Consider the following 25,614-nt stretch of genomic DNA (forward strand, 5'->3'; position numbering starts at 1 on the left):
AGAAACTACCCCTGGTTCTCGGCCAGGTGCTTCTCCAGCCAATGGATATCATAATCGCCGTTGGCGATGTCGGGATTGGACAGCAGCTCGCTGAACAACGGGATTGTGGTCTTGATGCCGTCGATGACGAATTCACCAAGCGCGCGACGCAGTCGCATCATCGCCTCGGGGCGCGTGCGGCCATGCACGATGAGCTTGCCGATCAGGCTGTCGTAGTAGGGCGGGATTTTGTACCCCTGATAGACGCCGGAATCCACGCGTACGCCGAGACCGCCCGGCGGGTGGTAGTGTGTTATCGTGCCGGGAGACGGGGTGAAGGTCTTGGGATCCTCGGCGTTGATGCGGCACTCGATCGCGTGGCCGGTGAACTGGATCTCGTCCTGGGTGACGGAGAGACCGTCGCCAGAAGCGACCCGAATCTGTTCATTGACGAGGTCTATGCCGGTGATGGCTTCCGTGACGGGGTGCTCGACCTGCAAACGAGTGTTCATCTCGATGAAATAGAACTCGCCGTTTTCATACAGGAATTCAACCGTGCCCGCGCCGCGATATTTCAACTTCTGCATGGCGCGCGCGCAGATCATGCCGATCTTCTCGCGTAGTTCCGGGGTCAGGGCGGGAGAATTCGCTTCTTCCCAGATCTTCTGGTGACGGCGCTGCAGCGAACAGTCGCGTTCTCCGAGGTGTACGGCGGCGCCTTCTCCGTCGCCCATCACCTGGACTTCGATGTGACGCGGCTGGCCGAGATATTTCTCGATATAGACGGAACTGTTTCCGAAGGCGGCCTCGGCCTCCTTCTGCGCCGTTGCAAGCGCCACCGCCAATTCGCTTTCATTACGGGCGACTTTCATGCCGCGGCCACCGCCGCCGGCGGTCGCCTTGATCAGGACCGGATAGCCGATTTCGGCGGCCACGCGTTTCCCGCTGGCTTCGTCGATCACTTCGCCGTCAGAGCCCGGAACGACAGGTATGCCAAGTTCCTCCGCCGTTTTCTTGGCGGTGATCTTGTCGCCCATGAGATGGATGTGCTCCGCGGTCGGCCCGATGAAGGTGATGCCGTGGGCTTCCAGAATTTCGGCGAATTTCGCGTTTTCCGACAGGAAGCCGTATCCCGGATGAACGGAATCCGCGCCAGTTATTTCACAGGCCGCCACGATCTGGTGGATATTGAGATAGCTCTCCCGGCTTGCGGGCGGCCCGATGCAGACGCTTTCGTCGGCCAGCCTGACATGCATCGCATCAGCGTCTGCGGTCGAGTGGACCGCAACGGTGCTTATGCCGAGTTCCTTGCAGGCCCGCAAAACACGAAGGGCGATTTCGCCGCGATTGGCTATGAGAACTTTCGAAAGCATCATGCGATCCTACTCGATGACGAGAAGCGGTTCGCCGAACTCGACAGGCTGGGCGTCCTCGACAAGTATCGCAGTCACCTTGCCGGTGCGCGGGGCTGGGATCTGATTCATCGTCTTCATAGCTTCGATGATCAACAAAGGTTCGCCTTCCGACACCGACTGGCCGACCTCGACGAAGGGGCGCGCGTCGGGCGAGGGGGCCAGATAAGCCGTTCCGACCATCGGCGCGGTGACGGCGTTGGACAGGTCGCTCGCCGGGGGCGTCGCGCCGCCTGAGGCGGCCGGCGCCAAAACTGGAGCTGTCTGCTGCGTCGGAGGCGTGTAATAGGTAACGGCGCTATCGCGGCTTCGGGAAACCCGGATGCGAAAATCGTCCTGTTCGATTTCTATTTCCGTCAGATCGGTCTCGTTCAGTATTGTCGCCAGATCGCGAACGAGATCCTGATCGATCCCAGATTTTTTTGTTGCCATCGAAATGGGCCCTTCGTTTTTATTTGCCCGTCATGTCGGCCAGCGCCCGCAGGGCCAGCATATAGCTGCCTGGGCCGAAACCGCAAATGACGCCCTTGGACACAGGGGCGGTCATGGATACATGACGGAACGCTTCTCTTGCATGAATATTGGACAGGTGCAGCTCGACGACCGGGATGTCGATAGAGCGGATTGCATCGTGCAACGCGATGGAAGTGTGCCCGTAGGCGCCTGGATTGAGCGCAACGCCGTCGGCCTTGTCGCCGGCCTCCTGCAGCCAGTCCACCAGCACGCCTTCGTGGTTGCTCTGCCGAAAATCGATCTTGAATCCAAGTGTTTCGCCGAGATTGTGGCAGTCGGCTTCAATGGCTTCCAATGTCTTGCCCCCATAGATGCCGGGTTCTCTCCTGCCGAGGGCGTTGAGATTCGGTCCGTTCAGGACATAGACGGTTGAAACCATTGTGCCAGACTATCCTCAATCGTCGCAGACCCCGACATATAGACGGGCACATTCGGCAGGAAAAGCCCTGACTTAGGGTTCTCTGCTAATTGATATTCGAAACTTGTTGAAATTATATTACCGGTGAATTCAACCGACGCAGCAATCCCGTGGAATACGAACGGCGTGCTTAGACGCCGTTCTCAATCAATGGACGATCAGCAGGTGGCGCTGTCGCAGTTCCTGACGTTCTCTATCTTGCTGGCGAGCTGCTGCACACCGACCGCGCCAAACACAGTTTCGTCGCCAACCACGTAGGAAGGCGTTCCGGAGATTCCCAGCATATCCGCAAGCTGGAAGGTTTCTCGATAACCCTTTTCTATCGACGGATCGTCCATCGCCGCCTTCAACGCGGCCTCGTCGACGCCCAGCGACAGGGCGATTTCCATGGCAGCTTCCTCGTTGGCTCTGCCGTGTCCGCCAAGCAGGGAGCGGTGAAACTCCGCATAGTGCTCGGGCGCGACAATATGCAGGGCGCTTGCGACCCGGTGCGCCGCGACCGAATCGTCTCCAAGGATCGGAAATTCCTTCAGCACAAATCGAACATCAGAATTGTTGGCCAGGATGTCTTCCATGTCCTTGAGCGCGCGCTTGCAGTATCCGCAATTGTAGTCGAAGAACTCGACGATCGTGATTTCGCCTTCCGGGTTGCCGAGGATGACGTTGTTCGGTGAATTGAAAATGGTTTCGCTCGCATTGGCGATAATGTCCCGGGATTTTTCCTTCTGCAGGACTTCCTGCTTGGCTTCATAGGCTTTCTGCACTTCGAAGAGGATTTCCGGATTGGCGATCAGGTATTCCCGAATGAACGAGCCAAGCTCTTCCTTTTCCGAATCGTCGAGCGCCTGGGAAGGCAGGACGACGCAAATCGATGCGACGCCGGCAAAAAGGAGTGTCGCAAAGCGTTTTGTCATTGATCGTATCATTGGGTCCTCTCGATGCGCCGAACCAGATCGGCGGTTACTTCTACGGTTGTTACAAACAAATATCGTCGCCTTTGTGATCGACGTTACCCGGACAGGCCCCTGAAGGCTGGGCTGACGTGTAGCGCGGTTTCCGTGCTTTGCACAGGGATATGCCTTCCCATGTCGCACGAATGTGATGAGCATGGAACGGTTGTGATGAGGACGCCGATAGGGCATGTGTCTGGCTGATCACTTGATCCGACGCAGGACACGACCTTCCATGAAAATTTCCAGACGCAGCAAGGTAGAGCCATTCCACGCTATGGACGTGCTGGCCGAAGCCATCGAACGCAAGCGGCAGGGCCGGCCGGTTATCTCTCTCGCGGTGGGGCAGCCGGCCAGTCCTGCGCCCAGGGCGGTGCTGGAAGCCGCGCGCGAGGCGCTCGTCGTCGGACGGTTGGGCTATACCGATACGCTCGGGCTGATCGAACTGCGCCAGGCGATCGCCGCTTACTACCGGCGGAGACACGGCGTTGATGTCGACCCTGCGAGGATAGCGGTCACGACAGGCTCCTCAGCCGGTTTCAATCTGGCTTTCCTGGCGCTCTTCGATCCGGGCGACCGGCTTGCGATCACCCGGCCGGGCTATCCCGCTTATCGGAACATTATGGCGGCGCTTGGCCTTGAGGTGGTGGAGATTGCAGTCGATCGCGCCAGCGACTTCACGCTCTCGCCGGCCGTTCTGGAGGACGCGGTCAGGACCCATGGCAGGATCGACGGTGTGTTGCTCGCCAGCCCCGCCAACCCCACCGGCACCGTGACGGGCAGGGGCGCTCTGGAAGCCGTCATGAACTACTGCCGTGAAAACGAGATCACCTTCATTTCGGACGAGATCTACCACGGGCTGACATTTTCCGGCGACGAAACGACGGCGCTCTCGCTTGGCGACGAAGCAGTCGTCATCAACTCGTTCTCGAAATATTATTGCATGACGGGGTGGCGGATCGGCTGGATGGTGCTCCCGGAGCAGGCGGTGCGCCCGATCGAACGCATTGGCCAGAACCTCTATATCAGTCCGCCGGAACTTTCCCAGATCGCGGCCTGCGCGGCTTTCGACGCGACGTCTGAACTGGAGGCGGTCAAGGCCGTCTATGGCGAGAACCGAAACATGTTTCTGGAAAGATTGCCGAAGATCGGCTTTTCGATCGCGTCACCGATGGACGGCGCCTTTTACGCCTACGCCGACGCCAGTCGGTTTACCAATGACACGTCCGAATTCGCCCGAACCATGCTCGAGGCGATCGACGTGGCGGCAACGCCGGGCAATGATTTCGATCCTGTCGACGGACACAAGACGATACGGTTCTCCTATGCCGGCTCAAGCGCGGACATGGCGGAGGCGCTGGATCGTATCGAGGATTGGCTGACTACGAAATAGAAACGGCCGAACCCGGGTTCGGCCGTCTCGATCAGATCTTAAAAGAAGCCGCGGCGTTGCCACCAGCCGACTTTCTTTTCCTTCGGCTCCTCCGTTTCCGCGGCGTCGCCAGGCGCAGTGGACGTCAAAACCGGCTCGTTGCTCGCTTCGGCGACCGAAACGGATTTGCGGCGTGAACGCTTGGGCTTTTCCGGAGACTTGGTCTCGCTTTCGGCTGTGGCCGATGCAACTTCGTCGGCATTTGGCGCGACTGAAGGCGGCTCGACGACGGGCGTATCCTCGACGACGGGTTTTTCTTCGGCGTCCTTCGCGCGCGGTTTGCGACGCGACCGGGATTTGCGCGGCGCGGCTTCCTGCTCCTCGGCCTTCGCCTCTTCCGCAGGCGCGGCGTCGTCCGCCGGCTGCGGCGCGACAGTTGCTTCCGCTGCATCCGGCGCAGCTGCAACGGGTTCCTCGGCGTTGTCCGCTACCGTCGCGTCAGGGTTGTCGCTGTCAGCGGCGGCAGCATTTTCCTGACCGTCGGCTTCGCCGTCGCGATTGCGCCGACCACCGCGTTTTCCGCGTCTGCGGCGCTTGCGTTTTTGATCGCCTTCGCCGCCATCCTGCTCGTCCGATACGGCTTCTGCTGTTGACGGCTCTTCGTCCGACGCCGCATCGCCTGTCGCGGCTTCCTGCTGTTCACCGCCGCCGCGGCCGCCCCGCTTGCGCCGACGGCGCTTGCGCTTGCGGCCTTCGCCGTCGGAATCGCCGTTATCCTGTTCCTCATCGACGCTTTCGACAACCGCGACATTGTCATCTTCGGTTTCAACAAACGGGATGACGATATCTTCGACGACGACCGGGTCTTCGACTTTTTCGCCCTGGATGATGGTGACCATCTGCTGGCCGACAGAGGGGTCGGCTTCGAGCGTAATCGAGAGGCCGAACCGGGCTTCCAGATCCCGGATCGTGTCGCGCTTCTGGTTGAGCACGTAGAGTGCGGTTTCCGGCAAGGTGCGCAGGGTGATGTTGTACTTGGTGTTGCGCAGCAGATACTCCTCTGCAGTGCGCAGGACGTGCAGGGCAACGGACGACAGCGAGCGCACGTAACCCGTGCCTGCGCAGTGTTCGCAAACCTGCATCGTGCTTTCCAGAACGCTGGCGCGAATGCGCTGGCGCGACATTTCCAGAAGGCCGAAATGGGAAATGCGTCCGACCTGAATGCGCGCGCGGTCGTTCTTCAGACAATCCTTCAGCTTCTTCTCGACGGACCGGTTGTTGCGCTTCTCCTCCATGTCGATGAAGTCGATCACGATCAGGCCGGCAAGGTCGCGAAGTCGCAGTTGGCGCGCCACTTCCTCGGCGGCTTCCATGTTTGTGCGCAGCGCCGTGTCTTCGATCGAATGCTCCTTGGTCGAGCGACCGGAGTTGACGTCGATGGCGACCAGCGCTTCGGTCTGGTTGATGATGATGTAGCCGCCCGATTTGAGCGTGACCTGCGGCTGCAGCATCTTGTCGAGCTGCGCCTCGATGCCCGACCGCGCAAAGATCGGCTGCACGTCCCGATAGGGCTGCACCGCCTTTGCGTGGCTCGGCATCAGCATTTTCATGAAGTCCTTGGCTTCCCGGTATCCTTCCTCTCCGGAAACAATGACTTCGCCGATATCCTTGTTGTAGAGGTCGCGGATGGAGCGCTTGATCAGGCTGCCTTCCTCATAGACCAGACATGGCGCCATGGAGGTGAGGGTCAGGTTGCGGACGTTCTCCCAGAGGCGCATGAGGTATTCGAAATCGCGCTTGATCTCCGACTTGGTGCGGTTGGCGCCGGCGGTGCGCAGAATGACGCCCATGCCTTGCGCGACATCCAGTCCGCGCGCGATCTCCTTGAGACGCTTGCGGTCCTGCACGTTGGTGATCTTGCGGGAAATGCCGCCGCCGCGGGCGGTGTTGGGCATCAGGACGGAATAACGGCCGGCCAGAGACAGATATGTCGTCAGCGCCGCGCCCTTGTTGCCACGCTCTTCCTTGACGACCTGGACAAGCAGGATCTGGCGGCGTTTGATGACTTCCTGAATGCGGTACTGCTTGCGCGACTTGCGCACGCGGTCGGGCACTTCTTCCAGAGCGTCCTCGGCGCCAACGAGTTCGACGCTCCTGTCGCTGTCGTCTTCGGAAGCGTCGTCGTCGCCATCGTCCTCATCATCGACGCCGGGCTCCCGACGAACGGTTTCAGACACCTGGTCGGCGTCGATAGCAGCGGCCATCGTTTCTGGCGGAGAGTTCTTGTCTTCGTCTTCATTGTCTGCAGCGCCCTGGCTTTCCGGGGCGTCTACGGACGGGTCGTCCTGCGGGGCAGCGGCTGCGACATCTTCAGAAGACGCCTGCACTGCGTCTTCAGCCGGTTCAGGACTTGAGCCGTCGTCAGTTGCGGTCGCCTCGACGGCGTCATCCGAACTTTCGCTCTTTGCGGTCTTGCCGGCGGATTCGGCCGTTTTGCTGCGGCTTCGCCTTGACCGGCTCTTGCGACGGGCGGGCTTTTCCGTTTCCTCGGGCTGGTCGTCGTCATCGTCCATGGATTCCCGGGCTTCCGCCTCAAGAAGCGCCTGACGATCGGCGACCGGAATCTGGTAATAGTCGGGGTGAATTTCCGAAAAGGCGAGAAAGCCGTGGCGATTACCGCCATAATCGACAAAGGCCGCCTGCAGTGAAGGTTCGACGCGAGTTACTTTCGCCAGATAGATGTTTCCGCGCAGCTGCTTCTTGTGCTGCGATTCGAAATCAAATTCCTCGATTCTGTTTCCACGAACCACGACGACGCGAGTTTCTTCCTCGTGGGACGCGTCGATCAGCATTTTGTCTGCCATGAATTGTTTGCTCCACGACGTTATACAGACGCCCGACCGAATCGGGCGATCTCGCCCTTTTCCAGCTGAAGCCTGTACCGTCGATTTGTGATTGTTCTGCTGAACCCTGCCGGAGCCGACCTTCCACACCTGACGCGCCGCGCGATACAGGTGTATTTGGGATTTCAGAAGGCGTTTCTCGTAGCATCTTGATCCAAACAGATATTTACGAACATGCGGTCAATGTTGACCAATGAATTTTGGCTTGATGACAAGCCTCAGCATTTGCTGTTTCTCGATGCCTGGAATTCTCCAGGATTGATCGATTACTTGAAGAATCTGAGCAACTTGGACGTCAGACGGATCGGCCGATGGCGCCATTTCTCCTGGTTCAGGTGGCAGCCCGGGTTGGACAATCCTATCTCGTCAGCCTATCAAACCCTCTGTCCGCTTTTATGTCCTTGCGGACGGTCTTGCAAGAGGCAAGATGCAGCTATTGCTAAATGATGAGTTGTGTTGCGTCTATTGTACCCTCTTAAATGGATCTCGAAACTTTCGATTAATATTAAGTATTTACGTCTGTTATGTAACTAAACGTTCTAAACATATCCCAAGCGGCGGGTGGCTCATGCGGACCTGTTGGGGGAGAGGCTCCCTACAGCGGTTTTCCGAGGGCGCTCCGGCTAAATTGCAGGATGCAGACCTTGTTTGAATTGAGCTTCGCGAAACGTCGTGTATAGGTGTCAACAAATGCGGTCCGAATCCTGGAGTCGCGCCGGGATCGTCGCTTGCCAGAAGAACAGATTCGAATGCGGAATTTCGGTGCTGACTGACGCTCTCCATCACAAGTTCGTGATACTGATGCTTACGCTATTGGCTATCGCGATGACCACGGAAGCGGCGCTAACGACGCCGTCGAGCGCGACGGATGCGGCCGGCGACACGCAGTTCGCCTTCGAAATTCGCATTGCAGGCGACGCGACCCGGACGCGCATTGTCCTTGAATTCGAGGACAAGCCGGAGTTTTCCTACCACTATCTTGACGGGCCGCACCGCGTGGTCGTCGATTTTCCGGAGACTGTTTTCGGTTTCTCCGAGGAGGAGGCCGAGCCGCGCGGTCTGCTGACCGACGTGCGCTATGGCGCGATGGCGCCCGGGCGTTCGCGCATGGTCGTCTCGGCGTCCGGCCCCGTTCAGGTCGCGGAGAGTTTGGTCCTTGAAGACGACGAGGCGGACAGCTATCGGCTTGTGCTCGATATGGAGAGCATATCGCACGATGAATTCGCGGCCCTGCTTTCGAAACAGCAATGGTATTCGGGAGAGCAGGGCGAAAGCACGGAGCCTGCGCCTGGCGCCGCTGCAGATCCTGCAAACAACTTCACCGTCGTTATCGATCCCGGTCATGGCGGCATCGACAGCGGCACGCGCGGACGAAACGGACTTGAGGAAAAAGAGGTCACGCTCAATCTCGGAACCGCTCTGAAGGATTTGCTGTCCAACAACAGCGCCATCGACGTCTCCATGACCCGGACCGATGACCGGTTTGTCTCGCTTGGCGACCGGGTGCGCTTCGCCAGGGAACAAGGCGCCGATCTTTTCGTGTCGCTGCACGCCGATTCGATCCGTCTGAGAAAAATCAGGGGCGCCACGGTCTACACCCTGTCGGAAAAGGCGTCGGACGATTACGCCCGCGACCTCGCGCAGCGTGAAAACAAGTCGGACGCCATTGCCGGCTTGTCGTTTGAGGACAAACCGGAGCGCGTGGCGGATATCCTGATCGACCTCATGCGGCGGGAGACAAAGTTGTTTTCCGTACGTTTCGCGGATTCGGTCATTCAAAACCTGGATGGCAAGGTAGAACTGATCAACAATCCGCATCGTTACGCCGGTTTCCGCGTATTGCAGGCGCCTGATGTTCCTTCAATTCTTGTCGAGATCGGGTATCTTTCCAACGCGGAAGATGAGAAACTGCTGCAGGACGAGAATTGGCTTGCGGAAATGGCCGATTTGTTGGCAAAAGCCGTCGACGATTTCCGTGTGCTTGTCAGAGGCGACGGAGAAGGGCCGGAGGAGGTCAACCTCAGCCGGGACTAGTGTTTGGTCGGTCTGGTGGTCGTGTTGCTTTGGCGCCACATTGTCAGCGCAAGGGGATCGATTGGTCGGGCGGTGTGACGCGCAGCCCTATTTTGCGCACATTCGTCGCGGAATTGGGGCATACTGAAGCCTCACGGCGAATCGGCATGCATAACGCGGAAACGGTATAGTATTCATGGTCAGGCTGATAGGATATCTCTTCGGGATTGGAACGGTGTTGTTCCTGATCGTCGCCGCGGGCGTTTGGGTATACGTGGGCAATATGACCCAGGACCTGCCGGACTACGAGGTTCTCGCCAGCTACGAACCGCCGGTCACCACCCGCGTCCACGCCTCCGACGGCAGCCTGATGGCGGAATACGCCCGCGAGAGGCGTCTCTATCTGCCGATACAGGCGGTGCCGGACCGTGTGAAAGCCGCCTTTCTCTCCGCCGAAGACAAGAATTTCTACAGTCACCCGGGTCTCGACTACGGCGGCCTGATGCGCGCGATCGTCACCAATCTCCAGAATTATTCCTCCGGCAGCGGAAGGCTCGTCGGCGCCTCGACGATCACCCAGCAGGTCGCCAAGAACTTTCTGCTGACCTCGGAGCAGTCGATCGAGCGCAAGATCAAGGAAGCCGTTCTCGCTTTTCGCATCGAGCAGGCCTATTCCAAGGACCGGATTCTAGAGCTCTATCTCAACGAGATCCCGTTCGGCTTCAACTCCTACGGCATCGCGGGCGCCGCGTTGATCTATTTCAACAAATCCGTCAGCGAACTGACCCTGCCGGAAGCCGCTTACCTTGCCGCCCTGCCAAAAGGGCCGGCGAACTACCATCCCTATAGACACCCGGAAGCCGCCGTCGAGCGGCGCAACTGGGTGATCGACCGCATGGTTGAAAACGGCTACGTCGATATGCAGGACGGGGAAGACGCCAAGGCCCAGCCGCTGGGCGTCAATCTGCGCCGCTTCGGCTCCTACCTGTTCGCATCCGACTATTTTTCGGAAGAAGTCAGACGCGAGATCATGGAGCGCTATGGCGAGAAGTCGCTGTACGAGGGTGGACTTTCCGTGCGTACGACGCTCGATCCGCACCTGCAGGAACTGGCGCGCAAGGCGCTTCAGCGCGGCCTGATGAGCTATGATACAAAACGCGGCTTTCGCGGCCCTGTCGCGACTGTGGACGCCAGCGGCGACTGGGGCGTGGCGGTTTCGAAAGTCAAACCGCTGCGCGACCTGCCGGAATGGCAGCTTGGCGTCGTTCTCGAAGCAGGCGCCGATACGGCGCAACTTGGCCTGAGGCCGGTCACCACGGCGTCCGGCGAAGTCGACGATGCGCGTGAAACGGTTACTATTGCCGGCGCCGACATGGAATGGGCCTACCGGCTCAACAATGACGGGGCGACATCCAAGGCCAAAAGCGTTGCGGACATTCTGAAGGTAGGCGACGTCGTCTATGTCGAGGAGGTGCTGGGGGGCGAACAGGACGCCGCCAACAAGTATGTCATGCGCCAGGTCCCGAAAGTGGAAGGCGCGATCGCCGCAATGGATCCTCATACAGGGCGCGTGCTCGCGCTGATCGGCGGGTTCTCATTCTCGAATTCACAATACAACCGCGCCACCCAGGCCATGCGTCAGCCGGGTTCCTCATTCAAACCCTTCGTTTACGCCGCGGCGCTGGACAATGGCTACAGCCCGGCGTCGGTGGTTCTTGACGCGCCAATACAGATTGTTTCGGGCAACGAGATCTGGGAGCCGAAGAACTATGGCGGCGGATCGGCCGGACCTTCGACGTTGAGGCTCGGCATTGAGCGGTCCCGCAACCTGATGACGGTGCGTCTCGCCAAGGATATGGGCATCGAACTCGTCGCCGAATATGCCGAGCGCTTCGGTATCTATGACGACATGCCGCCTTATCTGCCGATGGCGCTGGGTTCGGGCGAAACGACGGTGCTGCGCATGGTGACCGCCTATGCGGTTCTGGCGAATGGCGGCAAGCAGATAACCCCGTCGCTGATCGACCGGATTCAGGACAGATACGGCCATACGATCTACAAGCACGAAGACCGCCGCTGCGACGCGTGCAACGCCGAGGAATGGCAGAACCAGCCTGAGCCGGAGATCATCGACATGCGCGAGCAGGTGCTCGACCCGATGACCGCCTACCAGGTGACCTCGATGCTGGAAGGTGTTGTGACCCGCGGTACAGCGGCGAGCAAGGTCAATCTCGATCGGCCCGTCGCCGGCAAAACCGGCACGACCAACGAGGAAAAGGACGCCTGGTTCGTCGGCTACACGCCCGATCTCGTCGCCGGCGTCTTTATTGGCTTCGACAATCCGACGCCCATGGGCCGGGGATCGACCGGCGGCGGCCTTGCCGCGCCTGTCTTCAACGAGTTCATGACGGCGGCGCTGGAAGGCAGACAGCCGATAGGTTTCCGCATTCCTCCCGGTCTGAAGCTCATTCCGATCAACCGGAAGACCGGCATGGAAGCAAGAGCCGGCGACCCGGACGTGATCTACGAATCCTTCAAGCCTGGCACCGGACCGGCCGACTTCTTCTCTGTCATCGGCGCGGAATACGCCACCGGCGCCGAAATTCTCGATATCTCTCCGCAGGCGAACCGGGCTGTCGGCTCCGGGGCCGGAGGTCTTTACTGATCTGATCAACGGCGCGACGGACAGAGCCCTTTTCTATGAAATTGAAAGGGGCTATGGTCAGCCCGATTCCGCCTGAGTGCGGCCACACACTTTCAAGAAACCAGGGAATATCATGCGTTCGGAAATTCAGTCTCTCGTCGACGAAATCAAGCAGGCCATTAGCCTGCTGAGGAGGCATCTTTGACTGGGAACCGGCTCTCAAACGACTGGAATTCCTGAACGTCAAGGCTGAAGATCCGGATATCTGGAACGATCCGCAGGAAGCGCAGAATCTGATGCGCGAGCGTCAGCAACTCGAAGAGCGGATCAACGGTCTGCGCGATCTCGAAACCCGGCTTGAAGACAATATAGGCCTCATCGAACTCGGTGAAGAAGAGGGCGACGGCGACGTCGTGACTGAAGCCGAGGACGCGCTGCGCGCGATGAAGTCCGATATCGAGCGCCAGCAGATCGAATTGCTGCTCTCGGGCGAGGCGGACGAGAACGACACATATCTTGAAATCCACTCCGGCGCCGGCGGCACGGAGAGCCAAGACTGGGCCAACATGCTGTTGCGCATGTATTCCCGCTGGGCGGAAAAGAACAAGATGAGGGTGGAGATCCTCGAAATCCACGACGGCGAAGAGGCAGGCATCAAGTCGGTGACGATGCTGGTCAAGGGCCACAACGCCTATGGCTGGCTAAAGACCGAATCCGGCGTGCACAGGTTGGTGAGAATTTCGCCATTCGACAGCCAGGCGAGACGCCACACTTCGTTCTCATCCGTATGGGTCTATCCGGTGATTGACGATTCGATTGAAATCGACATTCCGGATTCCGATGTGCGTATCGACACCTACCGCGCGTCCGGCGCCGGTGGACAGCACGTCAACACGACCGACTCAGCGGTGCGCATCACCCATATTCCGACCAATATCGTCGTGCAGTGCCAGAACGAACGTTCGCAGCACAAGAACCGCGCGACAGCCTGGGAAATGCTGCGCTCGCGCCTCTACGAAGAAGAGTTGAAGCGCCGCGAGGACGCCGCCAGCGAGCAGGAAGCCTCAAAGACCGATATCGGTTGGGGCCACCAGATCCGCTCCTACGTGCTGCAACCCTATCAGCTTGTGAAGGATCTTCGCACCGGCGTGGAAAGCACGAGCCCCCAGGACGTGCTGGACGGTTCGCTTGACGAGTTCATGGAAGCGGCGCTCGCCCACCGCGTCCATGGCGGCGACGAGGTGGTTGAGGATATCGCCTGATAAGGCTGCGGGATCAGTTGCTCGCCGGCAGGAATTCGTGATCGCCGAACTCGTCGACAAAGAGCTCCCAGGTGTCTGGTTCCGTGATGGACGGGTCTTCCTTCAGGTAAACATAGGTGACGAAACCGGCGTTTTCCGACACGCCGGTGGAGTTTTCCGGCCGCATGTCGGTGATGTAGGCGCTCATGTCGGTCAGTTCCTGTATCTCGCTTGTATCGAGAACGGTCGGGCTGCCGTCCGAGAGACCAAGCTTCTGCAGATAGAGCCTTGAGGTGTTGTCCTGCGAGCGAACCGCGACGGCGCGGTAATACCCGCTGCCGGCGTCGCCGTCGGCTGAACTCTCCCATCGACCGCCGCTCACCACGGCAACCACTTTTGGTGACAGGGCGTCGGCGGCTTCGCGCGCATTCTCTTGCGCCACCGCGATGGTAGCGGGACCGCAAGCGAGAAAAAGGGACAGAAGGGCTGCGCGCGCGCTGGACTTCAAATCGGAGGGTAGGGGGGTAGTTGGCATTTCGGCCTCCCGGGCTGTTTTCCTGATTCAGGGCCTGTAAGCGCCTTCTATAGCACAACAATGCGACCGAAACCGATCCTTCGCGACTAATAGAGGAACTGTTCGGCCAGGATTCTGTCTTCCCAACTGTGATCCGGATCCGAGAGGATTTTGACCGTGACTTCGCTGGATTCGCGGATGCTAACGTTGACGACAGATTTGACTTCCGTGTGGTCCGCAACGGCGTTGACAGGTCGTTTCCTGTTTTCCAAAATCTCGATATCGACCTTCACGCGGTTGGGCAGAAGCGCGCCGCGCCAGCGCCGCGGACGAAACGCGCTGACCGGCGTGAGGGCGAGCAGAGGCGCCTCCAGCGGCAGGATCGGCCCGTGCGCCGAGAGATTATAGGCGGTCGAACCCGCTGGCGTAGCAACCATGACGCCATCGCAGATGAGTTCCTCGAGGCGTTCGCGCCCGTCGACCAACACGCGCAGTTTGGCCGCCTGATAGGACTGCCTGAGCAAGGAGACCTCGTTGATTGCGTAGGCCGCTGTTTCGTTTCCTTGCGTGTCGGTCGCGACCATTTTGAGTGGATGGATGTTATGCTTCACGGCGTCCGCGATGCGTTCGATCAGTCCCTGTTCGTGATATTCATTGAGGAGAAAGCCGACCGAGCCGCGGTTCATGCCGTAGAGCAGTTTGTCGGCATGCATGTTCTCGTGCAGCATTTGCAGCATGAAGCCGTCGCCGCCGAGGACAACGATCACATCGGCCTGTTCCGGGTCCGTCTGGCCGTAGAGAGCAGCGAGCTTCTTCGCCGCGCGCCGCGCGCTGTCGGATTCGCTGCATACAAACGCCAGGGACGGTGTCCAGCCTGTCATGATTGATTCCTCAAGAACTCTTTCTAGGATGGCGTTCGGCGATCGCGGATACAAGGGCTATCGGTTACAGCGATTAAGGATTGTCTAATTTCGACGATTTTAACTTTACACACTTTTCGATTATGATAAGTGCACCGCATTGCCCTTGTAGCTCAGTTGGTAGAGCATCTGATTTGTAATCAGGAGGTCGGGAGTTCGAGTCTCTCCGGGGGCACCACCTTAACTCATTGAAAATTAAATAAACCCTTGCAAGGCAAGGGGTTTAGCTGCATAGAATTGCCCCATAATTGCTACACAATTGGGGTTCGCTATGACCAAAGGGCCAGTTAAGCGCGGCGGCAACTATCATGCACGCAAGAGAGTTCCGGATGACGTACGCGAGATCATCGGAAAAAATGAACTCTGGCAGTCTTTGAAAACTGGTAGCAGGCGCGAGGCAAACGCGCGCCTGCCGTTCGTGTTAGCTGATTTTGAACGTACGATTACAGCCGCACGGGCAAAGCTGCACGGAAGCGAGTCGCCCATTTCTTCTAGCGAATGGAAACACCCGTTGACGGTGCAGGAGATGGCCAGCCTTCACTATGCAAGGCAGATCAAGCATGACGAGAACATCAGAGATAGCGGCGGCTTTGATTTCCTGAACGCAATGGGCGGATACAGAGAGAGGTTGCAACTGATTGCATCGGGCAGGGCGACCGATCAGCAAATATATCACTGTGTCCCGGTAGCAATGCAAATCGGCGTATTCAGAGACAATGGAAATCACGATCTGATTGAAGGTTCTCCAAAATGGCGGCACCTTGCTAGATCGATTGCAGCGGCATGGCTTGAATCTTTCAAGCGATCAGCAGAACGCGACGTAGGCGATTTTAGCGGCCAGCCGCAACACCCAGACATAGACGTTAACGCCAACATTGAACCGCCTTTGTCGATCCGGGAATTGTTCAATGAATACTGCGATGAGCGTGAGCGACTAGGAATAAGCCCAAAAACCCGATTGCGATGGACGCCTGCTATCGAGTCCCTGATTAAGTTCATCAAGCATGACAACGCCCGTAAGCTAACCAAAAAGCAGGTGATCGACTGGAAGAACAAGCAGCTTGGCGAATGGAAGGTTGCCACGGTCAAGCGGGTTCATCTGGCGGCGGTCAATGCAGTGTTCACCTGGGCGGTAGAAAACGACAGAATAGCCAGCAATCCAGTTACCGGCGTCCGTATGTCGGTTCCGAAGGAAGCCCGTAGTCGGGAAAAAGGATTTCGCGACGATGAGGCATTGGCGATATTACGCGCTTCACGCAATCACAAACGAAGCAAAAAGGAAGCCGCAAAGACTGCGGCGGCGAAGCAATGGGTGCCGATCCTATGCGCCCATACAGGCGCGCGGGTGACGGAGATCGTTCAACTTAGAAAGCAGGATGTTTTCGAGCGCGACGGAATTACCGCAATCCGGATCACAGGAGAGGCGGGTGCGATAAAGGAACGTCACTACAAAGACGTGCCACTACACCCGCAACTAATCACGGAAGGATTTGTAGATTTTATCGAACGATCGCCAGAGGGTTATCTGTTTATCGAAGTTACGCATGGTGAAGATGTAGGTCTGAAAGCTGATAGCAAAGCGGGTGACGTTCGCAGATGGCTGAAAGAACATGGATTGGTTCCGGAGGGTATGCAGGCGCATCACGGATGGCGGCACCGGTTCAACACGATTTCATGGGAGCACGGATTAAATGCTCGCGTGGTTGACGCGATTCAGGGACACGCTCCCCGTACTGCGGGTGAGAACTACGGCGACGTGACGTTGAAGGCCCGGTATCGCGAGATTAAGAAAATGCCCTCATACGATCTCAAATAGTTGCAACTGCAACTTTTTAGTTGCGTCTGCAACTATCATATGGGAAAATATTCCTAATTGCTAAATTAGGAACCTCCCATATGGCGCTTGAAGCGCTCCGAAAATCACTGGCGAGTTACATCGCGCCGAAGCATTTGGAGCAAAAAGAAGCTCCCAATACCTTCGGTCTCGATTGGCTTCTGACCCCGAATACACAATCGGGACCAGTAGTCTCGCCACAATCGGCCATGACGGTTCCAGCGGTAAAGGCATGTGTTGAGCTGATCGCAACTTCGATTGGTACTATGCCAGTTAAAGTGTTCAAACGACTTCCCGATGGCTCCAAGGAAGTCGCAACCGATCATCCCGCCTATCGTCTGGTGCATCGCACTGCAAACGAATATCAATCGGCGGGTAAACTCCGCCAACTGCTCGCTCTCGACGCCCTTCTGTACGGCAATGGAATTGCCTTTCCGGTTCGGGTTGATAGTCGTGTAATTGACATGGTGCGCATCGATCCCCGATCGGTGCAGATTACACCGCACCAAACTACCGGCGCACCAATCTACACGGTCTACAAGGACCAGCAGAACCGCAAGGTGCAGGGTGTCTATTCTGCCAGAGACATCATTCACATTGCTGCCCCGACATCGTTTGATGGCATCTCTGGTGTCTCTCCCGTGTATCTGAATCGAGAAGCTATCGGGCTGGCAATCACACTGGAAGCGCACGCTGCGCGACTATTCGGAAACGGCGCAAAACCATCTGGTGTTCTGAAATTCGCCCGCCAACTCACCTCAGAAGCCATCGATCGAATCCGCACCAGTTGGAAGGCTGGTCATAGCGGATCAGAATCCGGCGGCACCGCTATTCTTGAAGAGGGTGCTGACTTTCAGCAACTTGCCCTGTCCAGCGTCGATGCTCAATTTGCCGAAATGCGCACCGCACAAGGCTATGAGATTTGTCGTGCATTCAACATGCCGCCTGTCATGGTCGGCATCACCGATCGCGCGACATGGGGAAATGCGGAAACTCAAAACCGACAATACCTGAAGTTCTGCCTCCGGCCTTGGATGGCTGAGTTCAAATCCGCCTACGAACGCCAGCTTCTCACGGAAGACGAAGCCGAAACGCATGTCATCGATTTTGTCACCGAAGACCTAGAGAAGGCAGACCTTGCCGCTCGTGCCGAAAGCTACACGAAGCTGCGATCGGCAGGAGTGATCACCGGCAACGACGCAAGGCGCGCCGAAAACCTTCCCGCCCTTCCGGACGGCGACACGCTCGCATCTCCCTACACCACGTCGAACAACGCGCCCGTGAACGACAACAGCCCGGACGAAGAGGCGCAAGCAGCATGACACCGCTAGTTCGATTTTTCGGTGAGGGCGACCAGAATTTCGCTCTCACCCCCGAAACGATTCTGGAACTGGAACGCGTCACCGACAGCGGCATAGGCGTCCTGTGTTGGCGACTGTTCAAAAGCCAGTTCGGCCTTGCCGATATCCAGCACACACTTCGTCTCTCTCTGATCGGCGGCGGCAAAGATCCGAAGCAAGCCGCCGAACTGGTCAACGCCTATGTCGGCATGCGCCCGCTCGAGGAAAGCTTGGCGCTTGCGGTCGATGTTCTCCACCAACTGTATTTCGGAAAGGTCGAATCCAATGAATCGAATTGAGCGCAAAGCAATATTGCCGGAAGTCGATCGCATCGAATGCAAGGCGGCGCTGGAAGTTAGTGACGAAGGCACCATTACCGGAACCGCATGGCCGTTTGGTTCTCCCGATCGCGTCGGCGATATCATCACCAAAGGGGCATTCACCAGCATCACTACCAGACTTCCAATGTTGTTTGCCCATGATCAAGGGCAATCGATCGGCGTCTGGGATTCCGTTTCAGAATCCGACGATGGCCTACAGGTCAAAGGTCGCCTTCTTATCAGTGACGTTCAGCGCGCCCGTGAGGTTCGCGCCCTGATCAGGGAGGGCGCTGCAACCGGCCTTTCCATCGGTTTTGTCACAAAGAAAGCAACTGCCCGCCAAGGCGGCGGGCGCACCATTTCGCTGGTCGAGCTTCACGAGATTAGCGTTGTCCCGGTCCCTGCGCATCCCGGTGCGAGGATCACTTCTGCAAAGTCCGCAAGTGCGGTCAACTCGATAGGAAATACCATGGAAGATGAACTTGAACAGGTTGCCGCGCCTGACAATGCGGAAATCGAAAAGAAATTCGAGACGCTCTCGAATGAGGTCAAATCGTTTGGAAAGCTTTCCGAGCGTCTCGACAAGATGGAAGCGAAACTCAATCGCCCGACTGCGGCGAATGACAACCGCCCGATCGCCGCTAACGACAATGACATCGAAAAGAAGGCCTTCTTCAGCTTCATTCGCAGTGGAACGGAATCCCTGTCATCGGACGAACGCAAGGCGTTGACCGTCGGCACACCCGCGACCGCCGGATACCTAGCACCGGAAACATTCTCTTCGGAAATCATCAAGCTTTTGGCGGAGGTCAATCCAATCCGTCAGTATGCGAAGGTGATCAATATCGGCGCTTCACAGATCAAGTTTCCGCGCCGCACCGGATCGCCAACGGCTACTTGGGAAGGTGAAGGTGACGCCCGCGCTCATTCCCAGCCCAGCTATGAACAAGTGCCGATCACGCCGCACGAACTGGCGACCTACACCGATGTTTCCAACGCGCTCTTGGAAGATAACGTTTACAACCTCGAAGGCGAGCTTCGCCAGGAATTCGCCGAAGCGTTCGGCATCGCGGAGGCTAAGGCGTTTATCGAAGGCACCGGCGATTCGAATGATCAGCCGGTCGGTCTCATGACCAATGATGATATCGCCGAAATGGTGACGGATCACGCATCTGGTTTCCCGGCATCCAATCCCGCCGACGTAATCGTCAAGATGTATCACAAGTTGCCGACCTACCATGCTCGCAATGCAGTCTGGATGTTCAACAAGAACACGCTCGAACTGATCCGGACGTGGAAGGACAGCGACGGCAGATATTTGGTTATTGATGAACTGAAATCGGACATGCCGGCAACCTTGCTTGGAAGGCCGATCGTTGAGTGTCCGGATATGCCCGACATCGAAGCCGACGCCTTCCCAATCCTGTTTGGCGACCTTCAGGGCTACCGGATCGTCGATCGCGTTTCGCTTTCCGTTTTGCGTGACCCTTACAGTCGCGCCACGAATGGCGAAGTCCGGTTCCATGCAAGGCGCCGTGTGGGCGCCGATGTGACGAATCCCGACAGGTTTGTGAAACTCAAGATTGCCGAAGCCGCCTAAGGCTTTCGGTGAGCGATCGCTGCCCGTCCTTTCTCCAGCGGGCAGCGATCCCAATTACAAGGATTCTGAAAGATGAGTATCATTTCCGCCGTAGCGAATACGAAACTCTATATCGGCGACGTGACAGCCGGTCAGGAACAGTCTGACTACGAAGCTGTCGATCCATGGACCGAAGTCAAAGACCTTGCCGACATCGGCGAGTTTGGCGACGAGGCCAATATCATCGAATACGAGACGATCGACGATGCTCGCGTCAAAAAGGCTGTCGGCACCCGCAATGCCGGCGACCTGTCTGTGACGGTCGCCCGAATGGAAGACGATGCTGGACAGGTCGCAATGCGCGCCGCTGCAAAAACCTCCAATCACTACGACTTCAAGATGGTTCTTTCGAACGGCGAAATCTTCTATTTCACTGGCCCGATTTCGTCAGCCAGGAATCAGCTTGGCGGCGCGAATGACGTAACACAGACCGTCTTTACCGTTGCGATCTCCAGCGGCGTCCTCGAACCGACTTAAGATCAATGCAGCTCGCATCCGAAGAAATCACCATTACGATTTCGGGCGAAGTTTTTAGGCTTCGCCCGTCGTTGCGGGCTGCGCTTCGACTGGTGCGCAAGTATGAAACATTCGCCAAAATCGCTGACGGCATCATGGAGGGCCGCTTGTCGGTCATTACGGATGTTATCGAGGAAGGCTCTGGAAATCCAGACACAGCAAACGCTCTCAATTTCTGCATTGGCCGTGATCCTCTTGCCGAGTTTCTAGAAATTCAGCGCCCGTTGCTCCGCTTCGTGATGGCGCTGGCTGGTGTCGATCGGGACAACCGGGAAAACCTGCCGGATGGTGTAAAACCCATCACCTTTGTCGAGTATTTCGAGAACCTGTTTTCGATCGCGACCGGCATGATGGGCTGGCCAGTCGATGAAGCATGGCGCGCTACACCCGCTGAAATCATCGCCGCCCACAAGGGCCGAATTGATCTTTTGAAAATGATCTTCGGTAGTGGCGACTCGGACAAATCCAAGGCGCTTTCGCTCGACCAGAAAGCGCTTCTCGCATTCAAATCTATTGGTATCCGGAAAGGCTCCTCCAATGTCAGTTGATCCCTTCAAATCCCTGAGTCCGGGTTTGGATTCTGTCCTCACCAGCGCCTTGAATGTGACGCCCGACGACGAAAACGACCTGCCGGTTATCCCGCGCGGTTTTCACTGCGAGAATGGAACAATCAAGGTTACAGCGCTCAATGACGAAACTGTCACCTTCAATATCTCCGGCGGTGCGATGATACCCATGCGCGTCAAGCGCATACATGCTACCGACACCACCGCCACGAATATATTCATTGTCTGGTGAAATGCCTTATCTCGCACCCCGCATATGCCAGTGTGGCAAGGTAGTTCCGGCGAACACGCGATGCGCCTGCCAAGCGGTTCGCGATCGTGAGCGCAAAGCGCGCCATGATGCGAACCGGCCTTCAGCGCGTGAGCGAGGGTATGATTCCAAATGGGACAAGGCGAGGGCGGGATTTCTCGTCAAGCATCCCTTCTGTGTCATGTGTGGCAAGCCCGCGAAAGTCGTTGATCATATCATCCCGCACAAGGGCGATAGAAAGCTCTTTTGGGACCGGTCCAACTGGCAACCGCTTTGCACGCCCTGTCATTCGAGCAAGAAGCAAAGGCAGGAAGCCAAATGAGCGCCATTGATGACGTGCTCATATTCGAACCGCCGATCGCTCCCAGCGTCGGCATGACGCGCAAACCTGAGATCAAGCTTCTCAGGGCTGAATTTGGTGATGGATACACTCAGGCAACTCCGAACGGCATCAACCATATACGCGAAGTAATCACTCTTAGCTGGCAGGTGCTTTCCGAAAATGAGTTGGCGCAAATCGAGGATTTTCTGAAAAGCCACGGCGGTTACAAGACATTCTACTATTGCGTGCCCGGTAGCGCTCTCTTGAAATTCAACTGCGACGATTGGGAGGCGACACAGATTTCGCCCGATTACTTTTCCCTGAAAGCCACCTTCAAACAGACGTTCACGAACCATGGCATTGCAGGCATCTGACATACTATCGGTTGACGCAATCACACAACCAATCTCCGACTGGGCGCTCGATTATGGTATCCCGGCCAACATCATCATACTGCGATTGCAAGCCGGATGGTTGCCGACGAAGGCGGTTGAATGTGAAATCCCGACTGACCCCCGCGCTTTCGACGCCCATATCAAGATGCTTGAAAAGCTGAAGGCCACGCATCCGCCAATAAAGGGGATCACTTCACCGAAGGACGCTCGATACCAGCCTGTCCAGCATCCCACGCGGAAAGCGAAAACCACCAGACAATATCCGACATACACTGCCCATGGCAAAACCATGACAATGCGTGAATGGTCAGAGCATCTTGGCACGACCGTCAACACGCTCCAGCAGAGAATTTATAAATGCTTGCCGTATGATGAAGTATTCACCTCCGGCCGCCGCCCGCGCATGATAACGTGGCAAACAGGAAAACAACCAAAGACCTACACCGCCCATGGGGAAACGCTAACCCTACATCAATGGTCGAAACGACTTGGACTGTCGAAACAAACCTTACGAAGTCGTTTGAGAAAGGGCTGGTCGAATGATCGTGTGTTTGATGCCGCGAAGCAAAAGGGAGCGATCGCACCGACCTATACACATGCAGGGCGAACGCTGACCTTGCTTCAATGGGCACAACACCTTGGACTGTCTAAAGCAACCCTCTACCAGCGTATCCAGTATGGTTGGCCCTATGAGCGCGTTTTCACGAACGAAAATTTCAGGGGCAAGCAGACACCCAAAGGGGAGACATATAACGTGCATGGCCAGTGTCTCACAGTTCGCGAATGGTCAGAATATCTAGGTGTCAGCGTCGACACATTGCGCGCACGTCTCAGGCTGAAACTGCCGATCGAAAACGTATTCACCAAAGAGAATTTCAAAGGTAAGCCAAAAGCGGCGCATGCAACCACCGGGCGCGGGTAGTAACTTTCGGGAGCCCGTAGGGACCGGCTTGCGGTCCTCAATTCGTCATTTTTTCCAATTGGGTTTTTTTTAATACATTGTATATCGGCCCGAAAGTCTCGAACCCGATATAGGCTGTCGCTTCCCAAGAAAAAAATCGCTCTTACAATGGTTGCAATGAAATTGCCGTCGCTTATCGCTCGTCCGATGTTGGAACTGAAGAATTTTCTTTTGCTTGGACGAGAAGCAATTCGGACACAGTAGGTGTTCCGGCTCGCCATTGGCCGCTTCTTCTTTGAGCTGATGAGCAAAAGTTCCGTCACCAAAATCAACCAATGCATACCGCGCTGCTTCCATATCCCATGAATCAAACTCAGATATTTTTGCTTCTAGCGCTCTATTCTGTTCTATCAGAGTGAACAGTTCGGACTGTGCGGCGAGTGTGCTGCTTTGGGCTGAAACCACCGCATTCTGGAGCTCGATCAGCAATGCACGTTGCTTTTCATCAACTTTCATTTCCTGAATTACCTTAGCCATGTCAGCTACGGTTTTCAGTGATGTTACAACTCCGGTGATTGCTGCCATATCTACCATTGATATATCTTCCTACTCTTCTGTATTTGTGATGAGTATTTTAGAATAAGGATAAGATCGCGCTAGATAATATTTTGTAGAATGTTCTAATTGTTGGTATTGATAAAAGAAAAAAACCTAGTGAATACAAAGAAAAAATTAGAATTCGTAGATTGTAGTTAGAATAATCCAAAGTATTATACAATACATATGAAATATCTTTTGAATACTTTATTGACTGATCTATTATTGGTTGAGTAAATGCCCAGATTACTTTTGGGTTAGTCCAAAGCATTTCGGCAACCCGATCTATTATCAAATAGCCAGAGCCAGTATATAGACCCATTTCGGAGGCAAGCTCGTCATCTGACTCACCTTCATCTGGCACGTCCTCTTCAACTGGTATATCGCCATTTAGCACGTGAGCACTATCATGCATTTCGAGTATTAGTCTCTCAAATGCGACCTCAACTTCAAACGGATATTCGTTTCTATTTGACGTCTCCACTCCTTCACGCTCACGATTGTGATAGAGATCTAATACTGTATTAAAGTTTGATTTTGCCACTACGGGAAGGTTAGTTAGGTCTATCTTGTCTACAAAACCCATTATGTTAGTATCCCTTTGGATGGGTTCTGGACAAAGCAAAGAGAATAAAAAGGAAGAAATACCCAAGAAGCACAAGCCAAAATAGATAAAATATAGGCTATTTAGGGTATAAAGTTCAGAGTTGTCTATATTATTATTACTCGTAAAATTGCTTGATATCGTTAAATATCTCAAAATTTCATTGTTAAAAATAATAATGTATCCGAGAAAAGGAGATATTATTGTGGTTTTTACTAGTCTCGAATTTCCTATTTTTGCCAACATACTCCAACGGGAAAATTGAGACAAACTACTTCCACTAAGACCGATCGTATCCGGCCTAAAAAAGTATCCTTTAATTTTTCCAAATATTGATCTGATCATCGTTACAGGACTCATTAATTTCCAAACTGCTGAAAATAGGATATAATTCCTAATTATATACTTGACGTACCACGCTTGATTTCCTATATTGGAGTCAAGGAGTTATCGTCATGTTCGATTTGACCAACGAAATATACAACGACGCCAACAAGGCAAGGGAGCACTTGGAAGCCATTCACTGGCCCAATGGTCCGATCTGCCCTCATTGCGGCAACGTCGATCCTGCTCGCATTACAAAGCTGGAAGGCAAGTCAACGCGTCCCGGCGTCTACAAGTGCAAGGAATGTCGCAAGCCTTTCTCAGTGACTGTCGGCACCGTGTTCGAACGCTCCAAGATCGCCCTCAACAAGTGGGTGCTGGCAACGCATTTGATGGCCGCGTCCAAAAAGGGCATGTCCGCGCACCAGTTGCACCGTATGCTTGGCGTGACCTACAAAACCGCATGGTTCATGGCCCATCGTATCCGCGAAGCCATGAAGGAAGATGTCCAAACCTCCGGCCCTATCGGCGGTGAAGGCAAAACCGTAGAAGCCGACGAAACCTATTTCGGAAAGCGTGAAGACGGTTATGTCTCACCGCAACGCAAAGGCCGTCCCTACAAGTTCAAGAAGAAAGCCGTTGGCAAGCGTTCCGTCGTCGCGCTTGTTGAACGCGGCGGCAATGTCCGTTCTTTCCATGTACAGCACGCCACAAAGGCGACAGTGCGCGATATCCTTGTTCGTAACGCCGACCGCAAGTCTACGCTCTACACCGACGAGTCCCGCCTCTATACCGAAACCGGCAAGGAATATGGTGACCACGAAACCGTCAAACATTCCGCCGGTGAATACGTTCGCTATGAAGGCGATGCCGTCATCCACACCAACACAATCGAAAACGTGTTCTCAGTGTTCAAGCGCGGCATGATGGGCGTCTACCATCATTGCGGCGAGTCCCATATGCACCGCTACCTTGCTGAATTCGATTTCCGTTATAACCGCCGCGCGGCTCTCAAAGTCTCCGATGCCGAACGCGCCGAAGACCTGTTGCGTCATGCACGCGGTAAGCGTCTTACATATCGGCGGATTGGTGAAGCCGCGCACGCTTAAGCAGAAAGCGCGAAAATT

General features: G+C 56.0%; 24 protein-coding genes and 1 tRNA gene. 16 read left to right on the forward strand and 9 right to left on the reverse strand.

Going from position 1 to position 25,614, the window contains the following annotated elements; genetic code table 11:
- Positions 1–5: 5 nt before the first annotated feature.
- From accC to AAFN47_RS01840, 4 genes are all read right to left on the reverse strand, one after another.
- Entirely contained in the window at positions 6–1,352 is a 1,347-nt protein-coding gene (gene accC / locus AAFN47_RS01825; protein ID WP_499807503.1) for an acetyl-CoA carboxylase biotin carboxylase subunit, read from the reverse strand.
- Positions 1,353–1,361: 9 nt separating this feature from the next.
- Positions 1,362–1,823 carry an acetyl-CoA carboxylase biotin carboxyl carrier protein gene (gene accB, locus AAFN47_RS01830; RefSeq protein WP_499807504.1) on the reverse strand — a complete coding sequence of 154 codons (462 nt, stop codon included), beginning with the start codon at positions 1,821–1,823 and terminating at the stop codon, positions 1,362–1,364.
- A 19-nt stretch (positions 1,824–1,842) separates the two neighbouring features.
- Positions 1,843–2,283 (reverse strand): type II 3-dehydroquinate dehydratase, encoded by a 441-nt coding sequence (gene aroQ, locus AAFN47_RS01835; RefSeq protein ID WP_499807505.1) that lies wholly within the window; start codon positions 2,281–2,283, stop codon positions 1,843–1,845.
- Positions 2,284–2,480: 197 nt separating this feature from the next.
- Entirely contained in the window at positions 2,481–3,236 is a 756-nt protein-coding gene (locus AAFN47_RS01840) for a DsbA family protein (protein ID WP_499807506.1), read from the reverse strand.
- Between the two features lie 271 nt (positions 3,237–3,507).
- On the opposite strand from AAFN47_RS01840, the gene AAFN47_RS01845 reads away from it, so the two are divergent.
- A complete protein-coding gene (locus tag AAFN47_RS01845) occupies positions 3,508–4,665 on the forward strand; it encodes a pyridoxal phosphate-dependent aminotransferase (RefSeq protein ID WP_499807507.1) in 1,158 nt (385 codons plus the stop codon).
- 38 nt (positions 4,666–4,703) lie between these two features.
- Here the strand turns inward: AAFN47_RS01845 and AAFN47_RS01850 are convergent, their stop codons facing one another.
- The gene (locus tag AAFN47_RS01850; protein WP_499807508.1) at positions 4,704–7,508 is read right to left on the reverse strand and encodes an Rne/Rng family ribonuclease; all 2,805 of its coding nucleotides are present in this window, start codon (positions 7,506–7,508) and stop codon (positions 4,704–4,706) included.
- Positions 7,509–8,348: 840 nt separating this feature from the next.
- Between AAFN47_RS01850 and AAFN47_RS01855 the strand changes: the two genes are divergently transcribed.
- The 3 genes from AAFN47_RS01855 (at position 8,349) to prfB (ending at position 13,466) form a co-directional block, all read left to right on the forward strand.
- Positions 8,349–9,581, forward strand: coding sequence for an N-acetylmuramoyl-L-alanine amidase (locus AAFN47_RS01855; protein WP_499807934.1), 1,233 nt, complete (start codon positions 8,349–8,351; stop codon positions 9,579–9,581).
- Positions 9,582–9,756: 175 nt separating this feature from the next.
- The gene (locus tag AAFN47_RS01860) at positions 9,757–12,225 is read left to right on the forward strand and encodes a penicillin-binding protein 1A (RefSeq protein ID WP_499807509.1); all 2,469 of its coding nucleotides are present in this window, start codon (positions 9,757–9,759) and stop codon (positions 12,223–12,225) included.
- Between the two features lie 112 nt (positions 12,226–12,337).
- Positions 12,338–13,466 (forward strand): peptide chain release factor 2 gene (gene prfB / locus AAFN47_RS01865; protein ID WP_499807510.1). Its coding sequence is split into 2 segments (ribosomal slippage): positions 12,338–12,406 and positions 12,408–13,466, totalling 1,128 coding nucleotides; the frame shifts between segments, so codons are not numbered across the junction.
- A 13-nt stretch (positions 13,467–13,479) separates the two neighbouring features.
- Here prfB and AAFN47_RS01870 read toward each other — a convergent pair.
- Positions 13,480–13,980 carry a hypothetical protein gene (locus AAFN47_RS01870; RefSeq protein WP_499807511.1) on the reverse strand — a complete coding sequence of 167 codons (501 nt, stop codon included), beginning with the start codon at positions 13,978–13,980 and terminating at the stop codon, positions 13,480–13,482.
- 86 nt (positions 13,981–14,066) lie between these two features.
- Entirely contained in the window at positions 14,067–14,840 is a 774-nt protein-coding gene (locus AAFN47_RS01875) for an NAD kinase (RefSeq protein ID WP_499807512.1), read from the reverse strand.
- 141 nt (positions 14,841–14,981) lie between these two features.
- Between AAFN47_RS01875 and AAFN47_RS01880 the strand changes: the two genes are divergently transcribed.
- From AAFN47_RS01880 to AAFN47_RS01930, 11 genes are all read left to right on the forward strand, one after another.
- Positions 14,982–15,057 (forward strand) — tRNA-Thr (locus AAFN47_RS01880).
- Positions 15,058–15,150: 93 nt separating this feature from the next.
- Complete coding sequence (locus AAFN47_RS01885; RefSeq protein WP_499807513.1) at positions 15,151–16,695, forward strand: DUF6538 domain-containing protein; 1,545 nt, start codon at positions 15,151–15,153, stop codon at positions 16,693–16,695.
- A gap of 80 nt (positions 16,696–16,775) precedes the next feature.
- The gene (locus tag AAFN47_RS01890; protein WP_499807514.1) at positions 16,776–18,035 is read left to right on the forward strand and encodes a phage portal protein; all 1,260 of its coding nucleotides are present in this window, start codon (positions 16,776–16,778) and stop codon (positions 18,033–18,035) included.
- Entirely contained in the window at positions 18,032–18,352 is a 321-nt protein-coding gene (locus AAFN47_RS01895; protein WP_499807515.1) for a gene transfer agent family protein, read from the forward strand. The genes AAFN47_RS01890 and AAFN47_RS01895 overlap by 4 nt, the downstream gene beginning before the upstream one ends.
- Positions 18,339–19,973, forward strand: coding sequence for a phage major capsid protein (locus AAFN47_RS01900; protein ID WP_499807516.1), 1,635 nt, complete (start codon positions 18,339–18,341; stop codon positions 19,971–19,973). The genes AAFN47_RS01895 and AAFN47_RS01900 overlap by 14 nt, the downstream gene beginning before the upstream one ends.
- Before the next feature lie 72 nt (positions 19,974–20,045).
- Positions 20,046–20,489, forward strand: coding sequence for a phage tail tube protein (locus tag AAFN47_RS01905; RefSeq protein WP_499807517.1), 444 nt, complete (start codon positions 20,046–20,048; stop codon positions 20,487–20,489).
- Positions 20,490–20,494: 5 nt separating this feature from the next.
- The gene (locus AAFN47_RS01910; protein ID WP_499807518.1) at positions 20,495–21,076 is read left to right on the forward strand and encodes a hypothetical protein; all 582 of its coding nucleotides are present in this window, start codon (positions 20,495–20,497) and stop codon (positions 21,074–21,076) included.
- Positions 21,066–21,326 (forward strand): spike base protein, RCAP_Rcc01079 family, encoded by a 261-nt coding sequence (locus tag AAFN47_RS01915; protein ID WP_499807519.1) that lies wholly within the window; start codon positions 21,066–21,068, stop codon positions 21,324–21,326. The genes AAFN47_RS01910 and AAFN47_RS01915 overlap by 11 nt, the downstream gene beginning before the upstream one ends.
- 199 nt (positions 21,327–21,525) lie before the next feature.
- Positions 21,526–21,666 (forward strand): HNH endonuclease signature motif containing protein, encoded by a 141-nt coding sequence (locus tag AAFN47_RS01920; RefSeq protein ID WP_499807520.1) that lies wholly within the window; start codon positions 21,526–21,528, stop codon positions 21,664–21,666.
- Complete coding sequence (locus tag AAFN47_RS01925) at positions 21,663–22,040, forward strand: phage tail protein (protein WP_499807521.1); 378 nt, start codon at positions 21,663–21,665, stop codon at positions 22,038–22,040. The genes AAFN47_RS01920 and AAFN47_RS01925 overlap by 4 nt, the downstream gene beginning before the upstream one ends.
- Positions 22,021–22,983: a hypothetical protein gene (locus AAFN47_RS01930; protein WP_499807522.1), complete on the forward strand. Its 963-nt coding sequence runs from the start codon at positions 22,021–22,023 to the stop codon at positions 22,981–22,983. Before AAFN47_RS01925 ends, AAFN47_RS01930 begins: the two co-directional genes overlap by 20 nt.
- Before the next feature lie 69 nt (positions 22,984–23,052).
- On the opposite strand, the gene AAFN47_RS01935 is transcribed toward AAFN47_RS01930, so the two are convergent.
- Both AAFN47_RS01935 and AAFN47_RS01940 read right to left on the reverse strand, forming a co-directional pair.
- Positions 23,053–23,556 (reverse strand): hypothetical protein, encoded by a 504-nt coding sequence (locus AAFN47_RS01935; RefSeq protein WP_499807523.1) that lies wholly within the window; start codon positions 23,554–23,556, stop codon positions 23,053–23,055.
- Positions 23,557–23,596: 40 nt separating this feature from the next.
- Positions 23,597–24,145: a hypothetical protein gene (locus tag AAFN47_RS01940; protein ID WP_499807524.1), complete on the reverse strand. Its 549-nt coding sequence runs from the start codon at positions 24,143–24,145 to the stop codon at positions 23,597–23,599.
- A 473-nt stretch (positions 24,146–24,618) separates the two neighbouring features.
- Between AAFN47_RS01940 and AAFN47_RS01945 the strand changes: the two genes are divergently transcribed.
- Positions 24,619–25,596 carry an IS1595 family transposase gene (locus AAFN47_RS01945; protein WP_499807525.1) on the forward strand — a complete coding sequence of 326 codons (978 nt, stop codon included), beginning with the start codon at positions 24,619–24,621 and terminating at the stop codon, positions 25,594–25,596.
- Positions 25,597–25,614: the final 18 nt, after the last annotated feature.

It is taken from the genome of Hoeflea sp. CAU 1731 (assembly GCF_039888615.1).
Lineage (GTDB): Bacteria > Pseudomonadota > Alphaproteobacteria > Rhizobiales > Rhizobiaceae > Flavimaribacter.

Coding starts and splice junctions, on each gene's coding strand:
- accC (WP_499807503.1), bottom strand. CDS start 1,352: ATGCTTTCGAAAGTTCTCATAGCCAATCGCGGCGAAATCGCCCTTCGT.
- accB (WP_499807504.1), bottom strand. CDS start 1,823: ATGGCAACAAAAAAATCTGGGATCGATCAGGATCTCGTTCGCGATCTG.
- aroQ (WP_499807505.1), bottom strand. CDS start 2,283: ATGGTTTCAACCGTCTATGTCCTGAACGGACCGAATCTCAACGCCCTC.
- AAFN47_RS01840 (WP_499807506.1), bottom strand. CDS start 3,236: ATGACAAAACGCTTTGCGACACTCCTTTTTGCCGGCGTCGCATCGATT.
- AAFN47_RS01845 (WP_499807507.1), top strand. CDS start 3,508: ATGAAAATTTCCAGACGCAGCAAGGTAGAGCCATTCCACGCTATGGAC.
- AAFN47_RS01850 (WP_499807508.1), bottom strand. CDS start 7,508: ATGGCAGACAAAATGCTGATCGACGCGTCCCACGAGGAAGAAACTCGC.
- AAFN47_RS01855 (WP_499807934.1), top strand. CDS start 8,349: ATGCTTACGCTATTGGCTATCGCGATGACCACGGAAGCGGCGCTAACG.
- AAFN47_RS01860 (WP_499807509.1), top strand. CDS start 9,757: ATGGTCAGGCTGATAGGATATCTCTTCGGGATTGGAACGGTGTTGTTC.
- AAFN47_RS01870 (WP_499807511.1), bottom strand. CDS start 13,980: ATGCCAACTACCCCCCTACCCTCCGATTTGAAGTCCAGCGCGCGCGCA.
- AAFN47_RS01875 (WP_499807512.1), bottom strand. CDS start 14,840: ATGACAGGCTGGACACCGTCCCTGGCGTTTGTATGCAGCGAATCCGAC.
- AAFN47_RS01885 (WP_499807513.1), top strand. CDS start 15,151: ATGACCAAAGGGCCAGTTAAGCGCGGCGGCAACTATCATGCACGCAAG.
- AAFN47_RS01890 (WP_499807514.1), top strand. CDS start 16,776: ATGGCGCTTGAAGCGCTCCGAAAATCACTGGCGAGTTACATCGCGCCG.
- AAFN47_RS01895 (WP_499807515.1), top strand. CDS start 18,032: ATGACACCGCTAGTTCGATTTTTCGGTGAGGGCGACCAGAATTTCGCT.
- AAFN47_RS01900 (WP_499807516.1), top strand. CDS start 18,339: ATGAATCGAATTGAGCGCAAAGCAATATTGCCGGAAGTCGATCGCATC.
- AAFN47_RS01905 (WP_499807517.1), top strand. CDS start 20,046: ATGAGTATCATTTCCGCCGTAGCGAATACGAAACTCTATATCGGCGAC.
- AAFN47_RS01910 (WP_499807518.1), top strand. CDS start 20,495: ATGCAGCTCGCATCCGAAGAAATCACCATTACGATTTCGGGCGAAGTT.
- AAFN47_RS01915 (WP_499807519.1), top strand. CDS start 21,066: ATGTCAGTTGATCCCTTCAAATCCCTGAGTCCGGGTTTGGATTCTGTC.
- AAFN47_RS01920 (WP_499807520.1), top strand. CDS start 21,526: ATGTGTGGCAAGCCCGCGAAAGTCGTTGATCATATCATCCCGCACAAG.
- AAFN47_RS01925 (WP_499807521.1), top strand. CDS start 21,663: ATGAGCGCCATTGATGACGTGCTCATATTCGAACCGCCGATCGCTCCC.
- AAFN47_RS01930 (WP_499807522.1), top strand. CDS start 22,021: ATGGCATTGCAGGCATCTGACATACTATCGGTTGACGCAATCACACAA.
- AAFN47_RS01935 (WP_499807523.1), bottom strand. CDS start 23,556: ATGGTAGATATGGCAGCAATCACCGGAGTTGTAACATCACTGAAAACC.
- AAFN47_RS01940 (WP_499807524.1), bottom strand. CDS start 24,145: ATGGGTTTTGTAGACAAGATAGACCTAACTAACCTTCCCGTAGTGGCA.
- AAFN47_RS01945 (WP_499807525.1), top strand. CDS start 24,619: ATGTTCGATTTGACCAACGAAATATACAACGACGCCAACAAGGCAAGG.